The sequence below is a fragment of the Bacillus sp. NEAU-Y102 genome (genome assembly GCF_054788175.1).
Map to the genome: position 1 here is coordinate 359623 of NZ_JBTWFK010000003.1, position 26010 is coordinate 385632.

Annotated in this window: 27 protein-coding genes; 3 read left to right on the forward strand and 24 right to left on the reverse strand. The window is 37.0% G+C overall.

Annotation, left to right across the window (positions count from 1 at the left end):
• Nucleotides 1-75: 75 nt before the first annotated feature.
• Both ytxJ and ACYFX0_RS11290 read right to left on the reverse strand, forming a co-directional pair.
• Nucleotides 76-402 carry a bacillithiol system redox-active protein YtxJ gene (gene ytxJ / locus ACYFX0_RS11285; protein ID WP_001057469.1) on the reverse strand — a complete coding sequence of 109 codons (327 nt, stop codon included), beginning with the start codon at nt 400-402 and terminating at the stop codon, nt 76-78.
• Nucleotides 402-914, reverse strand: a complete 513-nt coding sequence (locus ACYFX0_RS11290) for a DUF948 domain-containing protein (RefSeq protein ID WP_098829561.1) — start codon at nt 912-914, stop codon at nt 402-404. Before ACYFX0_RS11290 ends, ytxJ begins: the two co-directional genes overlap by 1 nt.
• Nucleotides 915-1101: 187 nt before the next feature.
• Here ACYFX0_RS11290 and ACYFX0_RS11295 point away from each other — a divergent pair, with 187 nt between their 5' ends.
• Nucleotides 1102-2217 carry an aminopeptidase gene (locus ACYFX0_RS11295; protein ID WP_000654729.1) on the forward strand — a complete coding sequence of 372 codons (1116 nt, stop codon included), beginning with the start codon at nt 1102-1104 and terminating at the stop codon, nt 2215-2217.
• Between the two features lie 47 nt (nt 2218-2264).
• Here ACYFX0_RS11295 and ACYFX0_RS11300 read toward each other — a convergent pair whose 3' ends face one another.
• The 16 genes from ACYFX0_RS11300 to ACYFX0_RS11375 all read right to left on the reverse strand — a co-directional run bounded on the left by ACYFX0_RS11300 (nt 2265) and on the right by ACYFX0_RS11375 (nt 17604).
• Nucleotides 2265-2447 carry a hypothetical protein gene (locus tag ACYFX0_RS11300; RefSeq protein WP_023523191.1) on the reverse strand — a complete coding sequence of 61 codons (183 nt, stop codon included), beginning with the start codon at nt 2445-2447 and terminating at the stop codon, nt 2265-2267.
• Nucleotides 2444-2848, reverse strand: a complete 405-nt coding sequence (locus tag ACYFX0_RS11305) for a PH domain-containing protein (protein ID WP_460270493.1) — start codon at nt 2846-2848, stop codon at nt 2444-2446. Before ACYFX0_RS11305 ends, ACYFX0_RS11300 begins: the two co-directional genes overlap by 4 nt.
• A gap of 64 nt (nt 2849-2912) precedes the next feature.
• Nucleotides 2913-3416, reverse strand: a complete 504-nt coding sequence (locus ACYFX0_RS11310; RefSeq protein ID WP_001003135.1) for a GNAT family N-acetyltransferase — start codon at nt 3414-3416, stop codon at nt 2913-2915.
• On the reverse strand, nt 3413-3961 hold the full coding sequence (locus tag ACYFX0_RS11315; protein ID WP_199670105.1) for a GNAT family N-acetyltransferase: 549 nt from the start codon (nt 3959-3961) through the stop codon (nt 3413-3415). The genes ACYFX0_RS11310 and ACYFX0_RS11315 overlap by 4 nt, the downstream gene beginning before the upstream one ends.
• A gap of 57 nt (nt 3962-4018) precedes the next feature.
• The gene (locus ACYFX0_RS11320; RefSeq protein ID WP_000792471.1) at nt 4019-4924 is read right to left on the reverse strand and encodes a DMT family transporter; all 906 of its coding nucleotides are present in this window, start codon (nt 4922-4924) and stop codon (nt 4019-4021) included.
• Complete coding sequence (locus ACYFX0_RS11325; RefSeq protein ID WP_000276609.1) at nt 4914-5327, reverse strand: MerR family transcriptional regulator; 414 nt, start codon at nt 5325-5327, stop codon at nt 4914-4916. The genes ACYFX0_RS11320 and ACYFX0_RS11325 overlap by 11 nt, the downstream gene beginning before the upstream one ends.
• A 171-nt stretch (nt 5328-5498) precedes the next feature.
• Nucleotides 5499-6809: a UDP-N-acetylmuramate--L-alanine ligase gene (murC, locus tag ACYFX0_RS11330; protein WP_000219469.1), complete on the reverse strand. Its 1311-nt coding sequence runs from the start codon at nt 6807-6809 to the stop codon at nt 5499-5501.
• A gap of 252 nt (nt 6810-7061) precedes the next feature.
• Nucleotides 7062-8180 carry a nicotinate phosphoribosyltransferase gene (locus tag ACYFX0_RS11335; RefSeq protein WP_000658372.1) on the reverse strand — a complete coding sequence of 373 codons (1119 nt, stop codon included), beginning with the start codon at nt 8178-8180 and terminating at the stop codon, nt 7062-7064.
• A 61-nt stretch (nt 8181-8241) separates the two neighbouring features.
• Nucleotides 8242-12117 carry a DNA translocase FtsK gene (locus tag ACYFX0_RS11340; RefSeq protein WP_460270498.1) on the reverse strand — a complete coding sequence of 1292 codons (3876 nt, stop codon included), beginning with the start codon at nt 12115-12117 and terminating at the stop codon, nt 8242-8244.
• A gap of 154 nt (nt 12118-12271) precedes the next feature.
• Nucleotides 12272-13225 (reverse strand): N-acetylmuramoyl-L-alanine amidase, encoded by a 954-nt coding sequence (locus tag ACYFX0_RS11345; RefSeq protein WP_016077206.1) that lies wholly within the window; start codon nt 13223-13225, stop codon nt 12272-12274.
• A 40-nt stretch (nt 13226-13265) separates the two neighbouring features.
• Nucleotides 13266-13610 carry a hypothetical protein gene (locus tag ACYFX0_RS11350; protein ID WP_000813351.1) on the reverse strand — a complete coding sequence of 115 codons (345 nt, stop codon included), beginning with the start codon at nt 13608-13610 and terminating at the stop codon, nt 13266-13268.
• 229 nt (nt 13611-13839) lie between these two features.
• Nucleotides 13840-14454: a YtpR family tRNA-binding protein gene (gene ytpR, locus ACYFX0_RS11355; RefSeq protein WP_016077205.1), complete on the reverse strand. Its 615-nt coding sequence runs from the start codon at nt 14452-14454 to the stop codon at nt 13840-13842.
• Entirely contained in the window at nt 14451-15263 is an 813-nt protein-coding gene (locus ACYFX0_RS11360) for a DUF1444 domain-containing protein (RefSeq protein ID WP_000784606.1), read from the reverse strand. The genes ytpR and ACYFX0_RS11360 overlap by 4 nt, the downstream gene beginning before the upstream one ends.
• A gap of 78 nt (nt 15264-15341) precedes the next feature.
• Nucleotides 15342-15656, reverse strand: a complete 315-nt coding sequence (locus ACYFX0_RS11365) for a thioredoxin family protein (RefSeq protein WP_000838193.1) — start codon at nt 15654-15656, stop codon at nt 15342-15344.
• Nucleotides 15657-15738: 82 nt separating this feature from the next.
• Entirely contained in the window at nt 15739-16248 is a 510-nt protein-coding gene (locus ACYFX0_RS11370; protein ID WP_000869961.1) for a DUF84 family protein, read from the reverse strand.
• Nucleotides 16249-16530: 282 nt separating this feature from the next.
• A complete protein-coding gene (locus tag ACYFX0_RS11375) occupies nt 16531-17604 on the reverse strand; it encodes a M42 family metallopeptidase (RefSeq protein ID WP_001031517.1) in 1074 nt (357 codons plus the stop codon).
• A gap of 148 nt (nt 17605-17752) precedes the next feature.
• Between ACYFX0_RS11375 and ACYFX0_RS11380 the strand changes: the two genes are divergently transcribed.
• Entirely contained in the window at nt 17753-18064 is a 312-nt protein-coding gene (locus ACYFX0_RS11380; RefSeq protein ID WP_000118541.1) for a PepSY domain-containing protein, read from the forward strand.
• 158 nt (nt 18065-18222) lie between these two features.
• On the opposite strand, the gene ACYFX0_RS11385 is transcribed toward ACYFX0_RS11380, so the two are convergent.
• Together ACYFX0_RS11385 and trmB are read right to left on the reverse strand one after the other, a co-directional pair.
• Nucleotides 18223-19077, reverse strand: coding sequence for a YtnP family quorum-quenching lactonase (locus tag ACYFX0_RS11385; protein WP_000436876.1), 855 nt, complete (start codon nt 19075-19077; stop codon nt 18223-18225).
• A gap of 69 nt (nt 19078-19146) precedes the next feature.
• Complete coding sequence (gene trmB / locus ACYFX0_RS11390; protein WP_001239383.1) at nt 19147-19800, reverse strand: tRNA (guanosine(46)-N7)-methyltransferase TrmB; 654 nt, start codon at nt 19798-19800, stop codon at nt 19147-19149.
• Nucleotides 19801-20028: 228 nt separating this feature from the next.
• Here trmB and ACYFX0_RS11395 point away from each other — a divergent pair, with 228 nt between their 5' ends.
• On the forward strand, nt 20029-20307 hold the full coding sequence (locus tag ACYFX0_RS11395) for a YtzH-like family protein (RefSeq protein ID WP_001122235.1): 279 nt from the start codon (nt 20029-20031) through the stop codon (nt 20305-20307).
• A 3-nt stretch (nt 20308-20310) separates the two neighbouring features.
• On the opposite strand, the gene ACYFX0_RS11400 is transcribed toward ACYFX0_RS11395, so the two are convergent.
• From ACYFX0_RS11400 to pepV, 4 genes are all read right to left on the reverse strand, one after another.
• Complete coding sequence (locus ACYFX0_RS11400; protein ID WP_002081999.1) at nt 20311-21108, reverse strand: phosphotransferase family protein; 798 nt, start codon at nt 21106-21108, stop codon at nt 20311-20313.
• A 227-nt stretch (nt 21109-21335) separates the two neighbouring features.
• Nucleotides 21336-23477 carry a type I pullulanase gene (gene pulA, locus ACYFX0_RS11405; RefSeq protein WP_460270502.1) on the reverse strand — a complete coding sequence of 714 codons (2142 nt, stop codon included), beginning with the start codon at nt 23475-23477 and terminating at the stop codon, nt 21336-21338.
• Nucleotides 23478-23688: 211 nt separating this feature from the next.
• Nucleotides 23689-24234, reverse strand: a complete 546-nt coding sequence (gene thpR, locus ACYFX0_RS11410; protein ID WP_000373845.1) for an RNA 2',3'-cyclic phosphodiesterase — start codon at nt 24232-24234, stop codon at nt 23689-23691.
• A 119-nt stretch (nt 24235-24353) separates the two neighbouring features.
• Nucleotides 24354-25760: a dipeptidase PepV gene (pepV, locus tag ACYFX0_RS11415; RefSeq protein WP_001274235.1), complete on the reverse strand. Its 1407-nt coding sequence runs from the start codon at nt 25758-25760 to the stop codon at nt 24354-24356.
• Nucleotides 25761-26010: the final 250 nt, after the last annotated feature.

Genomic DNA, 26010 nt, shown 5'->3' on the forward strand with positions numbered 1-26010 from the left:
TATTAATAGTGTACCACTAAATATATTTCAACAAAAACAAAAAAAAAGAAGCAAGCACCTTTAGCTTGCTTCTTTTTACTTTATATTCTCTTCTAAAGCATCTTTTTTAATATTCCAATGAGATGTATTCCATACTACCATCCCATCTTTTATGTATAACACTTGCGGTGATTCATGTCTAATACTGTATTGTTCTGCAACACGATTTGACACATCTCTCGCATCTTGTACGTATAAGTAATACGCTGGCACTTCTCTTTCTTCACTGCAATACGCTTGAAATTCTGTGTATGCACCGTGACTAATCGGGCATGTCGTACTATGTTTAAAAAGAACATACGGCTCATTCTTTTCTACTAAGACTTCAAGCTCTTCAATTGTTTCAAGCTTTGTCATATTCATCACGATTCACCTCTCATACGAAATCTAGAGCGCTTCTCTTTCTTTTCAGCGTTTTTCTCAATTCTTTCTAATTTACGCTCTTCTTTTTCAACCTTCTTCTCTTGTCTCGACGCACGGTAATGATTGTATACTTCAATCGCCGCACTGCTCCACTGTACAACTTGCGCTACTTTATCAGCGTTATTTTCAATTTCGTCCGTTACAGAGTCTGATACATTACGAAGCTTCGTATTTAAAGATTGGATTGTCGTTCCAATCCCATCTACACCCGCTACCACTTTATTTAATGACTGTGACTTCTGTTGAATATCATCAGCTAACGCATTCGTTTTATGTAATAATTGCTCTGTCTCTACGCTAATTCCTTGCATTTGTTTTTCTAAACCTTCTAAAGTGCTTGCAACGTTTTCTAACGTCTTCTGAACCGATAACAACGTTCTGCATATATACACTACTAATACTGCGAAAGCAACCGCGATAATAGCCGCACTTACATATAAAAGAACTTGCATTTCATCACTTCCTTTATCTTTTTCATACTTTCCTCTATTATACAATCATTTTCCGTTTCATTCTAATCCCTATCTCATCATTAGAATTTTCATACTTATTCGTTAACTGTAACATAAATCATTCAACAAATTCCACTAAGTAGGTTACAATAGGAGAGGATACATAATTAGTAGGGAGGCTTTACATATGAAAGATCCACGTATTGAAAAGTTAGCATACAATTTAATTAACTACTCTATCCGCTTACAAAAAGGTGAAAAAGTATTAATTGAAAACTTTGGCTTACAAAAAGAACTTGTAACTGCACTTGTAAAAGAAGCATATGCAGCTGGTGGTTTCCCATTCGTCTCTTTAAAAGATCATCAAGTAGATCGCTCTTTATTAATGGGTGCTACTGAAGAACATTTCGAACAAATCGCTGCATATGAAGCAAGCGTAATGAAAGACATGGACGCTTATATCGGTCTTCGCTCTGGCGATAATATTAATGAACAAGCTGACGTTCCAAGTGAGCGTATGAAAGTTCATGGCCAAACAGTTGGCAAAAAAGTTCATAGAGACATTCGCGTTCCAAAAACACGCTGGGTTGTTCTTCGCTACCCAAATGCTTCTATGGCACAGCTTGCTAAAATGAGTACAGAAGCTTTCGAAGACTTCTACTTTGAAGTATGTAACTTAGACTACGGTAAAATGGATAAGGCGATGGATAGCCTTGTTACATTAATGAATAAAACAGATAAAGTTCGTTTAACTGGTCCTGGAACTGACTTAACATTCTCTATTAAAGACATTCCAGCAATTAAATGCTCAGGTCATTTAAACATTCCAGATGGTGAAGTATACTCTGCACCAGTTCGTGACTCTGTTAACGGTACAGTTTCTTACAACACACCATCTCCTTACAACGGTTATACATTTGAAAATGTACAACTTAAGTTCGAGAACGGCCAAATCGTTGAAGCAACTGCAAACGATTCAGAACGCATTAATAAAATCTTCGATACAGACGAAGGCGCACGCTACGTTGGTGAATTCGCAATCGGCGTAAACCCATACATCTTACATCCAATGGGAGACATCCTATTCGATGAAAAAATCGATGGCAGCTTCCACTTCACTCCTGGACAAGCTTACGACGATGCATGGAATGGTAACAACTCAAACATCCACTGGGATTTAGTATGCATCCAACGCCCTGAATACGGCGGCGGTGAAATTTACTTCGACGACGTACTAATCCGTAAAGACGGACGCTTCGTTGTACCTGAATTAGAAGCTTTAAACCCAGAGAACTTAAAATAATAAAAAACGCTCGGAATTATATCCGAGCGTTTTTTATTATCCTCACCCTATATTGATCTACTGTTCTTACTTTTTGTTTGCTGAAAATGAAAATAATATAAAAGCGCCACTGCGATAGTACCTATTAATATTGGTTCATATAAGGGCAGATCCCATTTCATATATACTCTAGTGCAGATAGCAAACACAAGCAAAATTTCCAAACAAAACAAAGGTTTTACATATTTCATTTCTTACCTACCATTTCTATTTTCACATGTGGATTTTCTTTCTCGATAAGCGCCAAAAATTCATTCATATCTTGCGGTATCGCAACCATATGTACTTTATATGCATTCGTCGTAATTTCAAGATACTTTCCAACTTGACGAACAACTCTTATATCTTTTAATACAACATCATCATTTAGAATACCGTACTTTAATACGCCATTTTCTACTTTATGTTTTTTAATAAATACTTCCCAAACGAGTGGTACATTTACAATGAAGCATAAACCCATCCCAATCAACGCTGACATCCAATGCGCTTTATTAGTGAAAAGCATGACAATTGGATATATACACATAAAAGCTAACGTAAGACAAACGAAAATGACTACTGACTTACTTCTTTGAATTGGAAAGTTCATACCTACACCCCCTAATCCAAATTATACCACTATTTCCATTTTGGTTCATAGAAAAAGGCCATTTCTAGATGACCTTTTTCACAATGTACCTATAAAATTTCTTATCTACCTGTAACACTGGAAAGTTTTTCGGCAACTCATCTATACTCACACTTTGAAAACCATTCTTTTCATAAAAGCGATGTGCCGCTAAAAATTTTACTGTTGTTCCTAAATAAATATCTTTCAACTTTTTATCCTCAGCCCATGAAATTGCTGTTTGAAGCAACATATATGACGCGCCACATTCTTTTCCACGAAACTCTTTTTGTACGAACATTTTTCTTAGCGCTACTTGATGATTCTCAATATCTAATAAAGCTACTGTTCCAACTACTTTCCCATCATAAAGTGCTACCCAAAAGTTTCCGTGATCCTTTTGATAGAATGTTTCTATTTCAAGTAAATCAGGTTGCTCTTCTTTCGTAATGGGAACATTATACTCTTTTTGCTGAATATGAACGATAAGATCTACTACTTCCTCTTGAAACGCACTTTCATACGGAATAATACGAATCTTCTCGTTCATCGAATATCTTTCCATTCTGAAGCTAATAAACTATATACAGAGATATCATGAAAATGATCATATAACCATTCTTCATCTCTTAAAATACCATCTAATTTAAACCCTAAACGCTCTGGAATAGCGCGGCTTTTCACATTTTCAACACCGCATCTAATTTCCATTTTATTTAATTTTAAATTCTCAAATGCATAGTGAAGCACAGCCTTTACGCTACGTGTCATAACGCCTTTTCCTCCAGCATCTTCTGCAAGGTAATACCCAAGACTCGCCGCTCTCTTCCCCCAGCTCACTGGATGAATACCTACCATCCCAACGAGCTTTCCTTTGTAACGTATACCACTTTCAAAACCGTCTCCCTCTGCAAATTTCTTTAACCACATCGGAAAAATCTCATCATAAGCATCAGCAGATTTTGTCCCATCTACCCAAGGAAGCCATTTTCGTAAATGATTACGGTTTTGGTCTATTAATTGATATAATTCTTCTTTATGATGTTTTTCTAGTAATTGTAGTTCGATTTCGTCATCTACTCGGAGTGTGAACATGTTTTTTAGTCCCCTTTTTATTTTTCTTATTATTCTAACATTTTTAGATGTAAAAAGTTAAATATTAACACTTTCTTTTGATTTTCTTTGTATAAAACCAGAAGAATACAATATTCCCGTAATAACTAATATCATTCCTACAGATTGTGCAGATGTTATATTGACTCCTTCAATAAAAGAAATAAGTATTGTAACAACAGGCACTAGATTAAAAAATAAAGATGTCCTTGCTGCCCCAATTTGAGCAATTCCATTATTCCACCATAAGTAACCAAGCACACTCATTCCAATTGCCATAAAGAGAATCGCTCCCCATGCCAACCAAGGAATTTCTAAAACTGGTACTATACTTTTTTGTGTAGAAGATATGATAATAAAGGCAAGTGCACCAATAGTCATCGTATATGTCGTCGTTTGTATTGGATTACCAGTTTTAATAAACCTTCTGCCTAGCACGCCGTATAACGCCCAGCAAATATTCCCTAATAAAATATAAAAATCCCCTTTTGAAAATGATAAATGTTGTAGTATTGTAAACGAACCTTGTGTAAGTACAAAAACAACGCCAATTAGTGCAAGTAACATTCCAATTGCTTGGCGCTTCACAATTTTCTCTCGTAAAATGACACTTGCTAACAGCGTCGTAACGAGAGGATTTGTCGCCATAATAAGTGCACCATTAACAGCTTCTGTATATTTCATTCCTAAAAAGAAAAAGAAGTTAAAGCCGAATACACCAACAATACCTAGCAAAAGATAATAGGTCCTATTCTGCATCCATACTTCCAAATCAAAATCTTTTCGTATTTTTAACAAACATAACATCACAAATGCAGCAATCCCAAAACGCCATGCTGCTATATGAATTGCTTCGAAATACTGCACCGCATATTTCGAAGCATTAAATGTCCCACCAGTAAATATCGCAAAACCTAATAACTGCGTATATACTTTATTTTTCATTGCCGGCCTCCAAGTCTTTTTCTTCTAGAAAACCGTAATAAATTTCTAACTTCTCCTCCGTTAGCTGAACAACTTTTTGCAATTGTTCCTGCTGTTCTTTTAATCGCTCCAAGTGAGTTGTTAAAATGGAAATTCTCTTTTTTACTTTCGCTGGTACTTCCTCTTTCTTCTGCCTAATTTCCTCTATAATGCACCCATCACTTGCAAACTCAGCCATCTCTTCTAATGACATCCCAGTTTGTTTTAATGAATATAAAAATTTTAATAAACGTACATCGCCTTCTGTATATTGACGAATACCGCTATTTCGCGTTGGTGGTGGTAATAAACCTAATTTCTCATAGTAGCGCAAAGTGTGAATGCTCATCCCTGTTAATTCTGCTACTTCGCCGATTTTATACATGTTCTCTCCCCCTTGTTTTTACATTTTCATCTTACAACCTAGAGTTAGCTCTAGGTCAATACATAAATAAAGTGAAACTTTAATCAGTGGGGGTCTTATTGCACGTTAATGCGGGATAAAAGTTGAACACAACAAAAAAAGACGCACAGCCACAGCTATGCGTCTTTTCTATTATTTCTCTGCAACTTGAACTTCTTTTACGTAAGCTGCTTCGAATTTTTGGATGTCACCTGCGCCCATGAAAATTAGAACGCCGTTTTTATGTTTCTTTAATACATCCGTTGTTGTATCTGTAATTAGTTCTGCACCATCAATACGCTTTTGCAGATCTTCAATTGTTAATTCACCTTTGTTTTCGCGTGCTGATCCGAAAATATCACATAAGTATACTTGATCAGCTTTGCTTAAGCTTTCAGCGAACTCATCTAAGAACTTTTCTGTACGTGAGAATGTATGCGGCTGGAATACAGCGACAACTTCACGCTCTGGATGTTTTTGACGAGCTGCTTCAATCGTTGCATTAATTTCTGTCGGATGGTGTGCGTAGTCATCGATAATAACTTGCTCTCCCATCGGCTTTTCATTAAAGCGACGTTTTACGCCTTCAAAAGTTGTTAATTGATGTTTTACTGCTTCTACATCAACGTTTTCATAATGGCAAAGTGCGATTACTGCTAACGCATTTAATACGCTGTGATTGCCGTATCCTGTAATTTTGAACGTGTCATAGTACGTATTACGAACGAATACATCGAATATCGTGCCATCTGTTCTCTTTTGGATGTTACGTGCTTGGAAATCATTATCTTCTCCAAATCCATAGAAAATAACAGGTACTTTCGCTTGAATTTTTTGAAGTTCTTCATCATCTCCACATGCAATAATGCCTTTTTTCACTTGCAATGCCATCTCTTGGAATGCACTGAATACATCATTGATGTCTGCAAAATAATCTGGATGATCAAAATCAATATTCGTCATAATTGCATAGTCTGGATTGTAAGACAAGAAATGACGACGATACTCACAAGCTTCAAATACAAAATACTTACTATTTTCTACCCCATGCCCTGTTCCATCTCCAATAAGGTAAGATGTAGGATGTGCACCTTGCATTACATGGGCTAACAAACCTGTTGTTGATGTCTTTCCGTGTGCACCAGTTACAGCAACACTTGTGTATTGGCTCATAAGGTCACCTAAGAAGTGATGGTAACGATGTACTGGGATGTTTAATTCTTTTGCTGCTACGATTTCTTCATGCGTATCAGGAAATGCATTTCCTGCAATAATCACTTGTCCTTCTTCTACATTATTCTTATCAAAAGGAAGGATCGAGATACTACGCTTTTCTAACGCTGTTTGTGTAAAGAAACGCTTTTCATAATCAGACCCTTGAACAGTATGCTTCATATCATGAAGAATTTGCGCTAATGAACTCATTCCTGTTCCTTTAATTCCTACAAAATGGTAAACTGTCATCTTAAAGAACCTCCAACATTTCGAACTAATACAACGGCCTATCTATAAGACAGTATATGAATCTTTTCTTATTTTGGTAATCATCATACATTTTTGATGTAGTGAGGTTATTCTTTCCCTTCACTTATCAGGATAAACTCGTACGTACTTCTTTATATGTCCATAACAAGTCCATTATAGCAAAAAAGAAGCCGCTATACTATGATAACAGAAAAACTGATAGGGTCAATCACCTATCAGTTTTTCTCTCTTTTACATATCTTCTCTTTTTTCTAATTGAACACGCTCTAAACGTGGGTTTGGACGATATTTACGACCAGCTTTTGCTTCTGGTTTCCCATTTAATTCTACATTATCACCAGTAAAGCCAATATTCATTTTTAACAAGCTACTCCCTACCCCATATATGTCAACAGGTACCTTTTGAGCTTCAAATTCACGAATACGCTTTTCATCAAATCCACCAGTTACAACGATGTCTACATGCTGGAATCCTTCTTCATCAAGCGCCTTGCGAAGTGCAAATACAAGAGATGGATTTACACCACGTGGATCAAATGTTCCAAGTACTTCTGGGTGGCGAATAAAGTATTGATCAATCATTGTGCGAGACGTATCTACACGCACACCTTTTAATGTTGATCCAAATTCACGCGCTACACGAAGTGCATCTGTAATAACATCATTATTGTAATCAATTAGTACAACTAATTCATCTTCTGGAAATTTCTTATGATATGCTTTTGCCGCTTCTACAACATCACCATTAAACATTTGAATTAATGCGTGAGGCATTGTTCCCATACCACTTCTGCCCCACCATTCATTCATTGCATGCGTCGCTTGTGCGCTCATACCTCCGATGTATGCTGCATAACCGTCACCAGCTTGTTGTGTATAATGATCGTCACGATCTCCCATGAAAATAACTGGTTTTTCTTTATCTACACTACGCGCAGCTTGGACAACATTATATACGTTTGTTGCAACCGATGTACGACGAGCTAAAATCCCATCAATAACACCTTCTAAAAATCCGAAATTCTCATAAGGACCATGAATTGTTAACACTGTTTCAAATGGACTAATTTTATCGCCATCTTTTAAAGAGTTAATTTCAAGTTCCTCAGGATTTTTAGCGAATGTTTGTAGCAATGCAATTACTTCATCTGTTCCGCAAAGAACTGCATTTTCTTTTTGGAAAAATTGCATCGTTACAACACTTTTCGGGCGAAATTCTTCAATAATTTCTCTAGTTTTTAAAAAGTAAACGGCGGAGAACCAACCTTCTCCAACTCGTTCGTCAAATTTAAATGTTTTATTTGTTAGTCGATTTATTTCACCTTTTAATTTTAATTCAATTTCTTTCATGTCGCTTTACTCCCTACTTTACTATCCAACATTTTCTATTAGTATACAGCAAAACCGTGGACTATACATTCGTTTCCTGCATAGCAGCGAATTCATCCTCAGAAATAAGGACATCTCTTGGCTTCGTCCCTCTTGCTTCAGAAATAATTCCTTGCGATTGCATCTCCTCAATGAGACGTGCCGCGCGATTATAACCGATGCGGAATTTTCGCTGTACAGAAGATGTGGACGCTCCCCCTTGTTCTACAACAAATTGACATGCTTCAAAGAACAATTCGTCTTCCGACTCAGCCTGTTCTGTTTTCGCTAATAAATCCTCTTGCTTAAATAAGTAATTCGGCTTCATTTGCTTTCTCACATGATCAACTGTCTTTTCAATCTCATCATCCGATACATATACACCTTGTACACGAACTGGCTTAGATGTACCGTTCCCTAAAAATAACATATCACCACGGCCAAGTAATTTCTCCGCGCCTCCAATATCAATAATCGTACGCGAATCAACTTGAGATGATACAGTAAACGCAATACGCGTTGGAATGTTTGACTTAATTAAACCTGTAATAACATCTACAGATGGACGCTGCGTCGCTACTAATAAATGAATACCACAAGCACGTGCTTTTTGCGCAATACGACAAATCGCTTCCTCAACATCACCAGGTGCTACCATCATTAAGTCGGCTAACTCGTCAATGACAATAACGATATAAGGTAATGTTTCTCCTGGAATTTCTCGCTCACTTACAATCGTATTGTAACGAGTTAAATCACGAGCACCAGCGTGCGCAAACAATTCATAACGGCGTTCCATCTCTTCGACTGCCCACTTTAAAGCCGCTGTCGCTGCTTTTACATCCGTAATAACAGGTGCTACAAGATGTGGAACAGAATTGTATGGTGCAAGCTCAACCATCTTCGGATCAATTAACATTAACTTCACTTCATGCGGTTTCGCTTTATATAAAATACTCGTTAAAATCGCGTTAATACACACACTTTTACCTGAACCCGTTGCACCCGCAATAAGTCCGTGCGGCATTTTTCGAATATCTGTTACAATTGGATCACCTGAAATATCAAGTCCAAGCGCAACAGTAAGCGGTGATTCACTCTTTGTGAATACAGGACTTCTTAAAATTTCACGAAGAAATACTGGCTTACTTTCTTTATTTGGAACCTCAATTCCAATCGCACTCTTCCCTGGAATCGGCGCTTCAATACGAATATCTTTCGCAGCTAAACTTAACTTAATATCATCACTTAAATTGGTAATTTTATTTACTTTCACGCCTGGGTCTGGTTGCACTTCAAAACGAGTTACTGCTGGCCCTTGCGATACATTAATAACATGTGCTCCAACATGAAAATTATTAAACGTTGTATCTAATAATTCTTTTTGCTCATCTAACCATTCTGTATTATCTAGCGCTGATTGCTGCGGAATCGACAACAGCGCTAATGGCGGAACAGTGTATGTCGGTGGTGTGTGCAATACATTTCGCATATCGTTCTCTCTTTGATTTACAACATATGCTTTCTCTTGTACTTCCGTACTTGAAATTGGCTTTTGTACTTGCTCTTCCACTACTTGCTGCACTGGACGTTCTTCCACTTGTGGCTCTGCTACTACTTGCTGCACTGGGCATTCTTCCATTTGTGGCTCTGCTACTACTTGCTGCACTGATTGCTCTTCTACTTGTGATTCTACTACCACCTGCTGCATTGGTTGTTCTTCCACTTGTGATTCTACTACCACCTGCTGCATTGGTTGTTCTTCCACTTGTGGTTCTGCTACCACCTGCTGCATTGGTTGTTCTTCCACTTGTGGTTCTGCTACTACTTGTTGCACTGGTCTATTCTCTACTCGTACATTAACAGAATGCTGCATTGCATTTGCCCTAGCTGCATGTCTTTCCATTAATCGTGTTCTATCTTGTTTCAACATAACAACATTAAATGGTACATGACGCTTTTTCTCACGTTCTGGTTCTTCTTTTTTTACAACTGGTTGTTCTTCTGCGACCGGCGCTTCTTCTACAACTCGTTGTTCTTCTGCGACTGGCGCTTCTTCTACAACTCGTTTATTTTCTTCTGTTTCTGCAAGTAAAACATTCGCAAAGCTTTGAACGTCGTTCTTTGTCTGTTCATCAGCCTCAGCTACATGTATGAATTCACTCTTTTGTTCAATCGCTTCATCTTCTTGCTGAATTTCCTCAAGTGCTACAAATGTCTCTACTACAGGCGCTTTTATTTCTGCAATCACTTCTACTTCTTCTGACTCTTCCGTTTCCGCAATTACTTCCACTTCTTCTGGCTCTTCTGTTTCTGCAATTACTTCCACTTCTTCTGGCTCTTCTGTTTCTGCAATTACTTCCACTTCTTCTTGTGCTTCTGTTTCTGCAATTACTTCTACTTCTTCTAGCTCTTCTGTTTCCGCAATTACTTCCACTTCTTCTGGCTCTTCTGTTTCTGCAATTACTTCCACTTCTTCTAGCTCTTCTGTTTCCGCAATTACTTCTACTTCTTCTGACTCTTCCGCTTCTGCAATTACTTCCACTTCTTCTGGCTCTTCTGTTTCTGTAATTACTTCCACTTCTTCTGACTCTTCTGCTTCTGCGATTACTTCTACTTCTTCTGCTTCTGCGATTACTTCTACTTCTTCTGACTCTTCTGCTTCTGCAATCACTTCTACTTCTTCTAGCTCTTCTGTTTCTGTAATTACTTCTACTTCTTCTAGCTCTTCTGTTTCTGTAATTACTTCCACTTCTTCTGGCTCTTCTGTTTCTGTAATTACTTCCACTTCTTCTGGCTCTTCTGTTTCTGTAATTACTTCCACTTCTTCTGGCTCTTCTGTTTCTGTAATTACTTCCACTTCTTCTGGCTCTTCTGGTATTTCCACAATGATTGTTTCTGCAAGTTTTTCTTCTGCTTTGACAATCACTGATTCTTCTGGAGCTTGCTTTTCCACTTCAATAGTAGGTTGTTTTATTTCTGTATTACGTTTAATTTCTTCTGATAATATTGTATCCTCGTGCTCTACTTTAGAAGCCACTAATTCTTCTTGTAGATTGTTTTCGTTTAACACCACTACATCTTTTTCTAGCTTAGCACTTTCCATCTGCTCAGCTACTGTTTTATGAAGTAATTCATCCCCTGAAACTTCCTGCGGTGTACTCATTCCTTGAATCACTTCTTTTTCTTCTACTAAAGGCTCTTGGCGTTCGATTTCATAACCGTTTTTCTCTAGCCATTGATCAACAACTGATTTTTCTTGCTTTTTATCCTGTTGACCAACCGATTCATGACTAGGCGAAGAAGACGTTGCTTGCCCTTCTGAGAAATCTGATAATGTATATCCTTTTTTCTCTAACCATGCATCAACAACTGCTTTGCCCTCTACAGATATTTCAAGATCTTCTCTTTCTTTTACTTCCTCCTGCTTTTCAACCTTTTTCTCTACTGAAGGACGATTATATCCATAAATTGGCGAAATCATTTCTGTTGGACGAAATGGTCTACGGTTACTCTCTTGCGAAGGTGCAGATGCCTTTTTAACGACAGCCTCTCGCACCGGTTCATATTGTACTTCCGGTTCTTCATATGTAGAAACTACCTTTTCCACATACGGTCGTCTGCTTCTTTCCACCTGTATTCCTCTTTGAGCAGTCGGTTCTTCATATGTTACTCCTTGAACAGGTTGTTCTTCGAAGTGATCTACTTCTCTTTCATCCTCTTCATCGAACCCATTATCCGGTACTAAAGGAAAACGGCATTTACCTGCATTCCTACTTGCCATTTGTGCTTCTCTTGCTTCAGTGTAGTGGTTTACACGAGGAATTTTCGGCTGACTTTCAATTTGCTTTTGTACTTCTTTATTCAACGCTGTTTGTTCTTCCTCTTTGTTAAACAACTTTTTCATCCAATCTAACATGCTTACCACTCTTTCTACTAAATAGTAACATCCTTTATTGTATCAGCATTCGGCAAAAAGTGCAGGTAAAATTAAGCATGTCATATTTATCCACAATATTCTAATTTACAAGTGTTTCATATGGAAAAACGCAGCCTTTCATGTAAGACTGCGCTTAAGCTTTACGCTTCCAATATGCATCTATACTATCCGTTACACTTTGCAATAAAGAATTTACATACTGCGGGTCAGATAATTTTTTATCTTCTTCAAGATTTGACATAAACCCAAGTTCTAATAGTACACCAGGTACTTTGGACCAATTAAATCCAGAAAGATCATCCCTGAATTTAATTCCATTTACTTTCACTTGCTGGTTCTCCCTCATTTTATTTACAATCATTTGAGAGATTTGAAGGCTTTCCGCATAAATCTCTTTCGTATGCGGACTGTCTTCTGCTGGCGTCAATACAGCAAATCCACTTTGGTTTGGATTTTCAGAACCATCTGCATGAAGACGTAAAAATAAATTTGCCTTATGATTGTTTGCGAATGTCGCCCGTTCTTTATTACTTATATCAACGTCTTGTGACGTTCTCGTCATTAATACTTGCATTCCCTTCGCTTCTAACTTTTCTTTTAATACGAAAGCCATTTCTAATACAAGTACGGCCTCTCTTTTTTTCGTCACAACACCAGTTGTACCATCTGTGACTTTATATTTTTGTGTTGTTGCCCCTGGCCCAATCGGCTCTAAATTTAAATTCGCTTTTTGTTGATGCCCTGGATCAATAACGACGAGAAACTTCTCTTGTTTTTCATTACTCTCTACTTTTTGTTCATTATTTTGCACTGGTTGCTCAGTTGGCAGCACCGGTGTAGTTTCCTCTATCTTTTCTTCAGTCGGCATTTCCTCCTGCTTATGCTCCACTTGCTCATTCGTTTTAATTGCTTGCGATTCTTCGTTCTTTTCTTGTTCTTGCTGCTTTTCTACCGGTGCGTCTTCTTTGGTATCTTTTCTTTTCTCTTGTATAGAAGATGTAGTTTCTTTTTTCGGCTGCTCTTGTGAACAACCAGCCATATATATTCCAATGAATGCAATCATGCTCATTATTTTTATATACTTCATACTTCTCTCCCATCACTTTGCACCGGATTCAAAGTTTTTCTTATAATTGCCCTATAATCTCATCCATATTTCCAATATAAACAGGATGCCACGTTTCTGTACCACGCTCTGCAGTATAAACCGGATAAGCGTTATCATCTATATTTACGAAAACTGGATCACCCATATCCGTTTCATATCCAATTGCAATCCATCCTTCTTGCCACTTTCCGTTTTCTTCACTTATTAATGAATTTTTATGTTTATCATATCGGTAACCGATTTGTCCTTTTTCTAATTCACTTTCACTAAACACATATATTTCATAAGTACCTAGCTCAACATCTTGCTGTTTTGAAGTTTCAATTCGTTTTAGAAGTTCTGCGATTTTTGGTTGTTGTTTCATACGTCTATCCCCTTCTATTTTTCTAAATTTTAACTAGTTTGTTTATAAAATACAATATAGATTTTAAGAAAAAAGGTGACATTCTTATCATATTTACGATTTTTTGAGTATATCTATCACAACTCTCAATATATCAACGATTCAACAAGAAATTTCGACTTACCGACAAAGAATGACAAAAAGAAAAGAGAGGCTGTCCAAAAGGACAACCTCTCTTTTCTTATATCAATTAAAATTTAAACTCTTGTCCAACTTCAAAGCTATCTTCTAATACAAGAATACCTTTTTCTTGTGGAGCGTCTGGAAGCTCTAATTCACGTGCAGAGCAGATCATTCCAGAAGAAGGAACACCGCGAAGTTCAGCCGGTTTAATTAACATACCGCTTGGCATTACAGCGCCGATTTTCGCAACGACAACTTTTTGTCCTGCATCAACGTTTGGTGCACCACATACGATTTGTAATGTTTCTGTACCGATTTCTACTTTACAGATGTTTAGCTTATCAGCATTTGGATGTTTCTCTTTTTCAGCTACATAGCCTACAACAAATTTCGGAGAAAGATCTGCTTCTACTGTTTCTTCAAAGCCATTCTTCGCTAAAACTTCGTTGATTTTCTCTACAAGCTCTTTCGTTAATGTAAGGTTTCCTGTTTCTTTTACTTCTAAGTAAGAAGATGCATTAAAGATGTTGAATCCTGCTGTTATATTGCTTTCACGATCGTATACGCGTGCAACATCTCCTTTGCGATCAAAAGTACGGTTCTCTAAAGTAATATCTTGTAAGGCAACAATTAAAGTGTCACCAATTCCTTCAAGGTTGTAAAAAACGTTCACTTCGTTCATCCTTTCTCTTTTCCATCTGTCTTCTTCCGATTTTTCGCTAAAATAAAGATTGGTTCAAATTCTCCATCTTCATATACGAATGAAAGTGATGTAATCGGAACATGCCCCTCGGCAAAAAATTTCATTGTCATTTGTGCAATAATATCATAACCGATTTCGTTGACGATATCAGCAATAATTAATACATCTTGGTGAGGAACAGCAACAACCATGTCACCAGAAATCTTTTCACGCATCGATTGTAGTAACGATTCGTTTAAAATACGAGTCGCGTCATACCCATCATTTGTGTTTAAAAAGTAGAATGTATTACCCGCTACTGTGTCTTGTTTAAATTCATAACCTAATGAGCGTGCGTTGAATAATGCCATTTCACGCACTTGCTGTTCTGTAAGTTCTAATTTTTGTAACAGACGTTCATCAATTAGTCGATACGTTTTATTCGAATCTAACGCATAGTAAATACGTGTTTCCGCCGTATGATCCGTCATAATAAACGGATTTCCTTCTTCTGCTTGTTTCGGGAAAGAAGTAGAACGAATAACAGGTAAAATTTTTGCTCCGCTATTTTCTTCTTTATGCATCGCAATTAGCGCTTCTTGTACGTAATAAGCAACTTCTTCAATTGCCTTTTCTTTGTTCACTTCCCATTTTGCTACAACTCCTGGAAGTGATACGTTAATACCTTTTTTCGAGTCTTTCTGTTCTATACGTAGAACCTCTTTCTCGCTATCATACTGAAAGTCCCACTCTGGACGAGATAATTTCTTCATTAACTCGTCTTTCATCTTTTTACTTGTCATCTTCATCTCTTTTTCCTCCCTTCCAAAAAAATAACCTCCCCCGCGAAGGTAGAGGTTGTTTTACAATTCAATTGGCAAATTGCCTTATTTTAAACCTTCAATGAACTCTTCGATTTGTTCTTGTGTTTTACGATCTTTGTTTACATAGCGACCAGTTTCTTCACCTTTATTGTACGCTACAAAGCTCGGAATGCCAAATACGTCTAATTTTACACATAGATCAATAAACTCATCACGATCTACATAGTAAAATGAGAAATCACTATATTTCTCTTCTACTTCTGGCATAAATGGGTCTACAAAACGGCAGTCTGGGCACCATTCTGCTGAGAACATAAAGACTACATTCTCTTCATTTTTTAATTGTTGGAATTGCTCCATGCTTTCTAATGACTTCATCTATATTTCCTCCTCTAACGAGTGCATTTTTCATGTTATAATCTTTCTTTTATACTACCATACATCGCGCATGGTGCAAGGTTTATGCTTGCTTTTTGTCATACTTATATTGCCCAACAAGTAACTTAACAACGTGTACAAATAATTCCGTGCGGTCGACATAATCATCTGTAAAAATACCAATCGCTCCTTCGTGACTACGAATATCTTTTCTATGTACAAACTCTTCCATCACTTCACTTAACTCCTTGCCATCTTCAAGAGGTGCTAAAAAATCGTCTGGTAACGTAATACGCGCTCCTCCAGCCACGAATACTTTCCCATCACTTGTTGCTAGCGCGCCCCAGTTACACATAAATAAACCGTGCTCCGTTTTCATCACACCACCTTCTAGCCCAATACCAATTGGAGCTTCTCCTTCCTCTAGCGCTCGCTTCGCTCTATTAATCGCTCCTTGCATCGTCTCTTCATCTGAAAACGGCTGGTTTGCTACTCCTGAAGGAACAGAAAGAGAGGTAATTTCAGCATTTTTCCAAACCTTCTCCACAGCACCAACTTTCGTTTTATTCTTCGATCCAACTACTACTTTCATTTCGTTCACCTCTAAAAAAATTCATCATTCTATTCTAATATCCGCATCAGATACGAATTAAGTATCAACCACTACCACATATCACCAAGTCATCTATTCAGCCTAAAAAAGAAGGGTTTTTCTAGCAACATTACCGTCTTCGAAAACAAAAACAGCCTTCCTCTCACTTCCTACTTGGAGTCTTCATACATCATTCGAACACCAATTAAGCACTGACCGCTCCCAATCATCGCTGGGTCATCTATTCAACCTAAAAAAAGAAGGGTTTTTCGCCCTTCTTCTCTACGCGTTATTCTTAATTGTCTCTAACGTCGTTTTATCTGTTGTTCTTACAAGCTTCGTAATTAATTCTTTCGCCGCTGCATAATCATCAACATGTAAAATTGAAGCATGTGTATGAATGTAGCGTGCACAAACACCAATTACTGCTGATGGGATACCAGAGTTACTTGTATGTACACGGCCCGCATCTGTACCACCTTGTGAAATAAAGTATTGGTACGGAATGTTGTTTGTTTCTGCTGTATCTAAAATGAATTCGCGCATTCCTCTATGTGTTACCATCGTGCGATCGTAAATACGAAGAAGGGCACCTTTTCCTAATTGACCGAACTGCGTTTTGTCACCAGATGCATCGTTTGCTGGACTTGCATCAAGCGCATAGAAAATGTCTGGTTGAATCATATTTGCAGCGGTTTGCGCTCCGCGAAGGCCTACTTCTTCTTGTACAGTAGCACCAGAATATAATGTATTTGGTAATGTTTCATCTTTTAATTCTTTTAACAATTCGATTGCAAGACCACATCCGTAACGATTGTCCCAAGCTTTCGCCATAATTTTCTTCTCATTTGCCATCGGTGTGAATGGGCAAATCGGCACGATTTGTTGTCCTGGTTTTACACCAATTTCAATCGCATCTTCATAACTATCTGCACCTATATCAATTAACATATTTTTTATATCCATCGGTTTTGCACGTTGCGCGTCACTTAATAAATGAGGAGGAATAGAACCAACAACCCCAATAACAGGACCATTCTTCGTCATAACTTGTACACGCTGTGCTAATAAAACTTGGCTCCACCAGCCGCCTAACGTTTGAAAACGAAGCATTCCGTTTTTCGTAATTTGCGTAACCATGAAACCTACTTCATCCATATGACCTGCTACAAGAACACGCGGGCCAGTTTCGTCCCCTTTTTTCAGACCAAATACGCTACCTAAACCGTCTTGTACAATTTCATCCGCATATTTGCTTAATTCTTGTTTCATAAAACGGCGTACATCATGTTCAAAACCTGATGCACCCTGTAATTCTGTTAACGTACGAAATAATTGTAATGTCTCTTTATTCACGAAGTCCCCTTCTTTCAAACCTTAGTAGAATACCTCTTTTATTGTAACGAAATTTTCGAAATGTTTCTAGTTTCTTCTTTTTTAACTGTATTTGCTTTATAATTATTATTGGTACACTATTTTTATTTTATAGAATTGAGGTGAATATATGAGTTGGAAAGGTTTAGTAGCAGGTCTTGGCGTTGGGTTCGCAGCTGGTTATCTCGTTGCAAACAAAGTACAAGAACAATCCCATATTTCTTCAGAAAAAGCATTGAAAATGGTGAAACAAGCATTAAGTCATAAAGGTGAAATTACTGGCTCTTGGGTACATATGGTTCCAGAGACATTTGAAAAATATGATGTCGCATATGAAGTTTATCGCGGCGGTCTTACAACAATGTTAGATGATATACAAGAACGATTTGAATTTTTAGTTGATGCTAAAACAGGTACTGTTTTAGAAGTTATAGCAGCATAAAAAGGAGGGTTCCCATTAGGTGAACCTCTTATTTTTTTGAAATTGTGGGTATTGATTAAAATTATATCAGCGATTTTCCGAATATATCGACTTACCGACAAAATCCGATAATAAAAAAGAAGCTGCTCCAACAAATATGATGGAACAATCTCCTCTTTTTAAGCTTCTATACTCGTTTTCCGTTCTATTTTTTCTACAATATGTCCTTCCTCATTCCACTTCACAGCACGATAATATGCGTCATGATAAAACGTAAACCACGCCTCTTTTTCAGCACCATACTTCATCCACTTTTGCTTATTTTCAATCGAAGTCATCGGATAATCATCGTATGCCATTACCCATAATACATTTTGATGCGCGTGTGTCGGCAATAGGTCTGCTAAATGTAGCATCGTTTCTCCTTGACTCTCCAAAGCGATAACTGCATGTCCATCGCTATGACCACCGGTATGCGTCATCTTGATTTCATCTGTAATTTCTATTTCTTGCTGGAACGTAACAACTTGATCTACAATTGGCTCCCAATTTTCCTTCCAATATGTATTACGTGATCTAATGTTTGGATTCCTCATTTCATTCCACTCTGTTTCACTTACGTAAACTTTCGCATTTGGAAATGCCGGTACAAGGTGATCATCTTCCCATTTTGTTAGACCAGATGCATGATCAAAATGAAGGTGTGTCATTAAAACATATTGAATATCTTCAGGCTTTAATCCCTGTTTTTCTAACGATTCATAAACCGATGATTCTTCTGTTACACCTTGATTTCGTTTCATCTTCTCATTCAACTTACCGTTTCCTATTCCTGAATCAATGAGCATATTTCCATCTTTCGTTTGTAATAGTAACGGATCTGTTCGTAAGTAAATATGATTTGTGTCATTATGTGTATATTTACGTGACCAAAGTACTTTCGGCACAACACCAAACATTGCCCCTCCATCTAAATGTGTATTCCCGCCTTTTAACCACGTTACTTTTATATCTCCAATTTGTAACTGTTCCATTACACATCCCCCTTTTAATTAATCTTAACATAAAATTCTGATTATTTTAGGCATAAAAAAACCTATGCATTACTGCATAGGCTCTGTACGATATTTTGCTTCAACTCGGTAAATACGATGACCCTTACTAGAGAATTTCTCTTCGTATTCAGTCATGATGTTACCTTCAAAGTCGCTGTTATGAAGATCTAAGCTTAAGTACGTTAGTAACATACCATACTCAGCCATACTCATAAGAGAATATTCAAATAAACCTTGGTTATCTGTTTTAAAATGAATTTCTCCGCCTTCTACTAACACTTCTTCATAATTACGTAAAAACGTTTTATACGTTAAACGACGCTTCGTATGACGCTTCTTTGGCCATGGATCTGAGAAGTTTAAATAAACGCGATCAATCTCACCTTTTGCAAAGAAAACTGTTAAATCTTCAGCATCTTTATTAATTAACTTTAAGTTCGGCACTTCTTCTTCAATTAATTTATCAAGTGCATCTACAACAACACTTGTGAATTTTTCAATTCCAATATAATTAATATGTGGATTTGCTTTTGCCATATCATACATAAAGCGGCCACGACCTGTACCTACTTCAATATGAATTGGTTGTTCATTTCCAAATACTTCTTTCCAGTTACCAGCGCGCTCCTCTGGGTTTCCGATTACGATATGTGAATACTCGTTAATTCGATCCATTGCATATGGTTTATGTCTTAAACGCATAGATGTCTCCCTCTCTTTACAAAACTATTTTAAAGGAATAATTCCTTCTTTCTTTTTTAATCAATCTACCAAACAAAAAACCAAGTACGTACGAGCACTCGGTCCGTTTCTTTCAAGTATAAGATGTACCATTTTGATAAAAACTACATACAGCATTAAACATTCCATGACGAAACAGCTTTTTCTCTTACATTTGAAGAGAAAAACAATCGAAAGGATGATCCGTTCATGCCAATTAATCAACAACATCAATTAGAAGTGCTGAAAGATATTTTAGTCAACCACCAAAGTGATTGCTGCGGGACAGTTTCAGAATGCGAGCAATTAGAGCGCCTCATTCAATCGTTACTCGCAAACGATAATATAAGTAGTGACGCTAAAACAATGCTAAACGATGTATATTCTTATAGTCAATCGGGTAAATCTTCCTCTAATTTGGACAACCATATTTCCAATAATCAAGAACAACTTACTCAGTGGATTGCTGGAATGGACAATTTTTCTTAAGTATTATTCTGAAGCAAGTAGTTGCTGTAAATATTGATGCCAATATTCAGCTTCTGCTTGCTGTTTTTTTGTTGTATGCCATTGAATAGACAAAATCGTTTGTGCTATCACATACCATCTCATACGCCTAAGCAGCGATTCATCCATTTCAATATCATAAAAACCGAGCCACTCACTCCACTCCTGGCGCGGAATGTACCAATATAATAACATACCAAGGTCTAGAGCCGGGTCAGCAATTACAGCTCCATCCCAATCAATTAAAAACAACTCATCTTCATCCGACAATATCCAATTGTTATGGTTTACATCACAATGGCATACAACAAATTCATTGTATTCAATAGCTTTTAATGAACCCATTAAATATTGAAGGCCTTGCTGAATTGTTTCATCATCCCTTATATCTCCTCTTAAAACGAGTTGCAGTTGTTGTAATAACTCTTGTGCGTGAAGCGGCTGCTTCCCAAGTCTTTGAATCATCTGTACAAGCGCTTTAGAGGAGTGTATTTTCTTCAAAAGTTTCGCAACACGTTCTAGTTTCATATCCTCTGGCTCTAGCTTCTGTCCCGGAAGCCATTTTTGAGCAGAAATTACATCACCATTCGTTACCCTTCTTGTCCAAAGTAATTTTGGAACAATTCCTTCTGCTGACAATACCGCTAAAAAGGGCGATGTATTCCGCTTTAAAAATAACTTCTGTTGTCCGTTTTGCGCAATATATGCATCGCCCGTTACTCCACCAGCCGGTACAAGACTCCACTCTTTTCCTAATAATTGTTCCAACCATTCCATATTCATTACCCGTTAACAAATCCTTATCTTTTATAGTTATGAAAAGAAAAACCGCAACATTTCTACACATGTTGTGGATTCATATATTTTACTGTAAATGAAAAGAAAAATTAGCCTAGGCCAAAAATCCTCTATTTTATTTTACAAAACCTGTCATAGAATGACAACTTATCAAAATCGTCACCTTTGTCAATTCTACATTTATTACATTCTCATCGTCAAGTAGCGATTTGTCACATTATCGTCAATATATACGTGCTAATTGGAGCGAGCCTAAGTTCCTTTCCTCTAAATGAAGAAATTGGATCTATTTTCGCTTCGTTTTCGTTTACTAACACATGCCACGTTTCTTCTTTCGGAAGTTGCACCGTTTTAGCTTCTAAACCGCTATTAAATAAAACGACAATCTCTTTCCACAGTCCAAACGATTTTACATTTTGCAGGTGGTATACAAGTACTTCTGTAGATGTTTGTAAAAAAGTCATATGTTTTTTTATAAGGTCTGCGTTTTGTAATCGGAATGCCCCATGCTCTTTACGAATCGCAATTAAACCTTTTATATAGTTAACAGTCTCTATCTCTTTCTCTTTTTGATCCCAATCTAATTGATTGATCTCATCATTTGCATTATAACTATTTTCATTTCCTTTCTTCGTACGATAAAACTCTTGTCCTGCATGTAAGAAAGGAATGCCTTGTGAAAGAATAACCATTGCGCTCGCTAGCAGGTGATGTTTTTTCAAAATCGCTTCTGATTCTTCATTACTGCGCACTAGTTTATCCCACATCGTCATATTATCATGACATTCTACATAATTAATGCTTTGCGCCGGCTCTAGAAACAGCCCTGTTTCTTTCATACTTAAAAGACTTCCTGCTGCAATATACTGCAAATGATTACAGTCTACAGACCCACCAAATGCAAAACCACGCTTGTTTATATGAAATGTACTCCCTTTTATCCCATCACGAAATTGATCATTAAACTGCGCAATATGCGGCATGTTCTTCGCATTATTTAACGTTGCTTTTTCTTTGGCAGGAAGTGGTGTTTGTAAATCCCATCCTTCTCCTAATAATAAAGCATCTCGTTTTATGTTTCGTACTTCTTTTTCTATCACATTCATTGTATCAACATCTAAAATTCCCATTAAGTCGAATCGGAATCCATCGACATTGTATTCAGTAAGCCAATATAAAATAGACTCTACAATGAATTTCCTCATCATTTTCCGTTCAGACGCTATATCATTTCCGACTCCCGTCCCATTAGAAGGCATACCATCTTCACCATGACGAAAATAATAGCCTGGAACAAGCTTTTCAAATGATGATAGCTCTCTTTCATAAACATGATTATATACAACATCTATGATCACCCTAATACCTTGTTCATGAAATGTTTCAATTAGTTGTTTGCACTCAACTATCCTGTTATACGGATCAGAGGGATTTGTAGCATAAAATCCTGTAGGTGCATTGTAATATAATGGATTATACCCCCAATTATAGGCGGACGAAGGATTCGCCTCATCTACACCACCGAAACAATATAAAGGTAATAGTTCAACATGTGTAACACCTAAATCTTTTATATGAGACAACCCTGTTAACGTCCCGTTCCGTCCCGTTGTTCCCTCTTCCATCAATCCTTTATATGTTCCCTTTTGACTCACTCCACTATTTTGATGTATAGTCGCATCACGAATATGCAGTTCATACAATATGGCATCTGTCATTGATTGTAATGGTGGTAATCCCTCTCGTCTTGTTACACTCGTTTTTTCTAAATCGATAACAACACCGTGTTTGCCGTTTACCGTCACCGACTTTGCATAAGGATCCACAGCTTCGTTCCATATTAAATTAATACAAACAAGAAATGTATAGCATGCTCCGTCTAAATCCCCTTGTAATGTTTGAATCCAAACTCCGTTTTCTTCTCTGTACATTTCATGATCGGTATATTCTTTATCACTCTTATAAATTCTTACTTTCGCAAGCCTTGCGGTTGGAGCCCATACTTTAAATGTCGTTTCTTCTTTTTGATACACAGCACCTAAATCTGTACCTTCGTAATAATACTTTTCATCGAAAATTGTTGTTCGAATAACAGCACCTATTTGTAAATCCGTTTCTTCATTCCGTTCATCTCGTACTGTATAATACTTCCCCACATCTAGCGGCTCTTCTATAAAGCACTCATACTTCGTTGCATCTGGAAGTGCAATAGTATGAGCAATCGGTAAATCTTTCACATTACTTCCTTCTTGCAAACGAAATGTCCGACTTGTTCCATACGCATGTGGGAGCAAAATTGTAATTTTATTCATTTCATCTAAATAGGCATCAAATGGACGTTTTACTTTCAACATAAAAAAATCACCATCATTCTCAAAGTTAAAATAAAGTGAAACTTTAATGAGCGAGAAAATTTTTCCATCCTCACTTATTATTAGCCTTCACCAATCAGGCGAGATAAAATGAGCTGCAAATGATAAGACTTTTCTTATCAACAAGACTCTATACAGTAACTCCATTCTTCTCTATAGTATATTCACCTGCATAAAAAACGTTTTCAACATTCTATTTTTGTAATTTTATTTCAGCAATCGATTTATACTTCGGGGTTTCTTTCACGTGGGATTCGTATAAAGTAATTGTATCTGCTTGAAATGATATTTCAGGCACTTCTTTTATACTTTCTAAATGAAACTTTTCTTCTCCTATCCATTTACGAGCAACAGTAATATGTGGATGATACGGGCGTGTTTCTAGAGAAAAACCATTTTCTTCACAAATGGCATGTACTTGCTTTTGTAACTGAAACAAATCATGATTCTCACTTACCTTCGCCCAAAGAATACGGGGCTGATCTTCCCTACCAAACGTTGAAAAACCTTGTAACGTGAACGATAGTTCTTTTGTTTTTATAAGTGTTTGTAATCCATTCTTTATCCCTTTTAACTGTTCTTCTGTCGCACCTCCTAAAAAGGAAAGGGTAATATGATAATCTTCCTTATGTACCCACGAGCGAAATGGTAATTTCTCATTCGTATCCTCTTTATAGTTAGACAGCACTTCTTTTATATGATTTGGTAACGTAATTGCGACAAAATAATGCCTATCCATGTACACCGTCTCCTTCTTTCTATTGTTGCTTTTCTTTCTTATCTCATTCAATTAAAAAGAAGCCGCCCTCTAAAGTAGAGAGCGGTCATTATTCATATATCGGCGATTAAAGTTTCACTTTACTTCGCTAATTCATGAATTGCTTGCGCATAAATTGCTGTTGCTTTTAATAAGTCTTCAATTTCAATGTACTCATCTTTTTGATGCGCAAGTTCTTCCTTTCCAGGGAATAGCGGTCCAAATGCCACACCAGCTTTTAATGAACGAGCATAAGTACCTCCGCCAATTGCTAATAGTTCTGCTTTTTCACCTGTTTGTTCTTCATATACACGTTGTAACGTACGAATTAATACGTGGTCTTTATCAACGTGATGCGGGCGTGAATTAGAATAGTCAGCTACTTCAAATCCATGCGTACCAACATACTCTTTCAACTTCGCAATTGTTTCTTCAAAGTTAGTTGTAACTGGGTAACGTACGTTTAGCCCTAAGTTACCACCGTTTTCTTTCGTATAAGAAAGGCGACCAACATTCACTGTTAACGGACCGCTAATTTCATCTTTATAAGCAATAGTAGCTTTTTCACCCAAAATATCACCAGTAAATGTTTCTGTTGCAAATGTCGCAAATGCAGTTGCTTTTCCATCAAGTGAAACTGTAGTTAAGAAGTTTGCTAATAATAAACCTGCATTTTCTCCTTTTTCAGGAGTAGATCCGTGCGCTGAAATTCCTTTTATTTGCAACGTCACTGTATTACCTTCTATAGTCGATTCCCCTATTTTTTTAGCAGTTTGTAAATACTCTTCATATGCTACTGTAAGTGCATTTACATCTTCTCCTGTAATAACCGCTTCTGCAAAATCAGGAACCATATTTAAACGTCGCCCTGAATCAAATGAAACAAGTTCATATGTACCTTTTTTCTCTTCACTACCATTTTGCACAACTTGTATATCAGAAATTCCTTTTTCTGCATTAATAATTGGAAAATCTGCATCTGGTGCAAAACCGATTGTTGGCATTTCTTCGTTTTTAAAGTAGTGATCTACACATTTCCAATTGCTTTCTTCATCTGTTCCTATAATCATACGAACACGTTTTGAAAGAGGTAAGCCTAATTCTTTCACAATTTTCATCGCATAATATGCTGCCATCGTTGGGCCTTTATCGTCAATTGCACCACGTGCAAAAATCTTTCCATCGCGAATATCCGCACTATATGCGGGAGTCGTCCAGCCATCTCCTTCTGGTACAACATCAACGTGACAAAGAATACCTACTAATTCTTCTCCTTGTCCCATTTCAAGATGACCTGCATATCCTTCTAAATTTTTAGAAGCAAAACCTTCAGCTTCTCCTTTATGTAACATGAAAGATAGCGCTTTTTCTACCCCTTCACCGAATGGTGCGCCCTCTTTCGCCGATTCTTCTTCCCATACACTTTTAATTTGTAAAAATTGTTGTGTATCACGAATTAAATCATCTTTTCGTTTTGCAACTTCTTCTGTCCAATTAATCGCTGACATCACGCATCCATCCTTCACTATATTATCTCTTTCATCATAGCAAACCGAAATCCCTTATGCCATACACGAAAACTAAATACCGAACAATTGTAATATTTCAGACATTTCTTATTAGTTTTTCTTTTATTTTTTCAAAAAAATTTGCAGGAATTTGGCGTTTTACGTAGAATTTTATGTGTTAGTTGACTGACCATATATACAATGTCAACTACCAATATTTTTCTATATGAATTTTTGTTAAACTTTTGTA

Excerpts from the sequence above, each read along its gene's own strand:
- ytxJ (WP_001057469.1), bottom strand. The coding sequence starts at position 402 with ATGAATATGACAAAGCTTGAAACAATTGAAGAGCTTGAAGTCTTAGTA.
- ACYFX0_RS11290 (WP_098829561.1), bottom strand. The coding sequence starts at position 914 with ATGCAAGTTCTTTTATATGTAAGTGCGGCTATTATCGCGGTTGCTTTC.
- ACYFX0_RS11295 (WP_000654729.1), top strand. The coding sequence starts at position 1,102 with ATGAAAGATCCACGTATTGAAAAGTTAGCATACAATTTAATTAACTAC.
- ACYFX0_RS11300 (WP_023523191.1), bottom strand. The coding sequence starts at position 2,447 with ATGAAATATGTAAAACCTTTGTTTTGTTTGGAAATTTTGCTTGTGTTT.
- ACYFX0_RS11305 (WP_460270493.1), bottom strand. The coding sequence starts at position 2,848 with ATGAACTTTCCAATTCAAAGAAGTAAGTCAGTAGTCATTTTCGTTTGT.
- ACYFX0_RS11310 (WP_001003135.1), bottom strand. The coding sequence starts at position 3,416 with ATGAACGAGAAGATTCGTATTATTCCGTATGAAAGTGCGTTTCAAGAG.
- ACYFX0_RS11315 (WP_199670105.1), bottom strand. The coding sequence starts at position 3,961 with ATGTTCACACTCCGAGTAGATGACGAAATCGAACTACAATTACTAGAA.
- ACYFX0_RS11320 (WP_000792471.1), bottom strand. The coding sequence starts at position 4,924 with ATGAAAAATAAAGTATATACGCAGTTATTAGGTTTTGCGATATTTACT.
- ACYFX0_RS11325 (WP_000276609.1), bottom strand. The coding sequence starts at position 5,327 with ATGTATAAAATCGGCGAAGTAGCAGAATTAACAGGGATGAGCATTCAC.
- murC (WP_000219469.1), bottom strand. The coding sequence starts at position 6,809 with ATGACAGTTTACCATTTTGTAGGAATTAAAGGAACAGGAATGAGTTCA.
- ACYFX0_RS11335 (WP_000658372.1), bottom strand. The coding sequence starts at position 8,180 with ATGAAAGAAATTGAATTAAAATTAAAAGGTGAAATAAATCGACTAACA.
- ACYFX0_RS11340 (WP_460270498.1), bottom strand. The coding sequence starts at position 12,117 with ATGTTAGATTGGATGAAAAAGTTGTTTAACAAAGAGGAAGAACAAACA.
- ACYFX0_RS11345 (WP_016077206.1), bottom strand. The coding sequence starts at position 13,225 with ATGAAGTATATAAAAATAATGAGCATGATTGCATTCATTGGAATATAT.
- ACYFX0_RS11350 (WP_000813351.1), bottom strand. The coding sequence starts at position 13,610 with ATGAAACAACAACCAAAAATCGCAGAACTTCTAAAACGAATTGAAACT.
- ytpR (WP_016077205.1), bottom strand. The coding sequence starts at position 14,454 with ATGAACGAAGTGAACGTTTTTTACAACCTTGAAGGAATTGGTGACACT.
- ACYFX0_RS11360 (WP_000784606.1), bottom strand. The coding sequence starts at position 15,263 with ATGAAGATGACAAGTAAAAAGATGAAAGACGAGTTAATGAAGAAATTA.
- ACYFX0_RS11365 (WP_000838193.1), bottom strand. The coding sequence starts at position 15,656 with ATGAAGTCATTAGAAAGCATGGAGCAATTCCAACAATTAAAAAATGAA.
- ACYFX0_RS11370 (WP_000869961.1), bottom strand. The coding sequence starts at position 16,248 with ATGAAAGTAGTAGTTGGATCGAAGAATAAAACGAAAGTTGGTGCTGTG.
- ACYFX0_RS11380 (WP_000118541.1), top strand. The coding sequence starts at position 17,753 with ATGAGTTGGAAAGGTTTAGTAGCAGGTCTTGGCGTTGGGTTCGCAGCT.
- ACYFX0_RS11385 (WP_000436876.1), bottom strand. The coding sequence starts at position 19,077 with ATGGAACAGTTACAAATTGGAGATATAAAAGTAACGTGGTTAAAAGGC.
- trmB (WP_001239383.1), bottom strand. The coding sequence starts at position 19,800 with ATGCGTTTAAGACATAAACCATATGCAATGGATCGAATTAACGAGTAT.
- ACYFX0_RS11395 (WP_001122235.1), top strand. The coding sequence starts at position 20,029 with ATGCCAATTAATCAACAACATCAATTAGAAGTGCTGAAAGATATTTTA.
- ACYFX0_RS11400 (WP_002081999.1), bottom strand. The coding sequence starts at position 21,108 with ATGAATATGGAATGGTTGGAACAATTATTAGGAAAAGAGTGGAGTCTT.
- pulA (WP_460270502.1), bottom strand. The coding sequence starts at position 23,477 with ATGTTGAAAGTAAAACGTCCATTTGATGCCTATTTAGATGAAATGAAT.
- thpR (WP_000373845.1), bottom strand. The coding sequence starts at position 24,234 with ATGGATAGGCATTATTTTGTCGCAATTACGTTACCAAATCATATAAAA.
- pepV (WP_001274235.1), bottom strand. The coding sequence starts at position 25,760 with ATGTCAGCGATTAATTGGACAGAAGAAGTTGCAAAACGAAAAGATGAT.